Annotated in this window: 1 protein-coding gene; it reads left to right on the top strand. The window is 73.7% G+C overall.

What is annotated here, in order from left to right; all coding sequences use genetic code 11:
* Window positions 1-32 precede the first annotated feature (32 nt).
* The coding region (locus tag SB753_RS39700; protein WP_410805499.1) for a phosphoribosyltransferase family protein at window positions 33-251 on the top strand (219 nt) is incomplete at its 3' end.

Below are 251 nucleotides of genomic sequence, written 5' to 3'. Positions count from 1 at the left end.
CGCGAAGAGCGTTCCGCCGCCGTGGCTATCGCGTGCCCGAGCTGCTGATCCGTCGTGCACACGCACAGCCGCAGCCGCTGCTCGCGGTCGTGGCGGCAGCCGCCGACCAGCGTGGCCTGGGTGCGCGTGAGCGCGAGGAGAACGTTCGCGGCACGATGCGTGCACGGGGACGGGGAGGGGGCGCCGAGGTCGTGCTCGTCGACGACGTCGTCACCACCGGTGCCACGCTCGACGAGGCAGCCAGGGCGCTC

Source organism: Paraburkholderia sp. SIMBA_053 (assembly GCF_046534895.1).
Taxonomy (GTDB): domain Bacteria; phylum Pseudomonadota; class Gammaproteobacteria; order Burkholderiales; family Burkholderiaceae; genus Paraburkholderia; species Paraburkholderia caledonica.
Note: the sequence above shows the minus strand (reverse complement) of the source record. Positions and strands in the feature narration are given on the sequence as shown.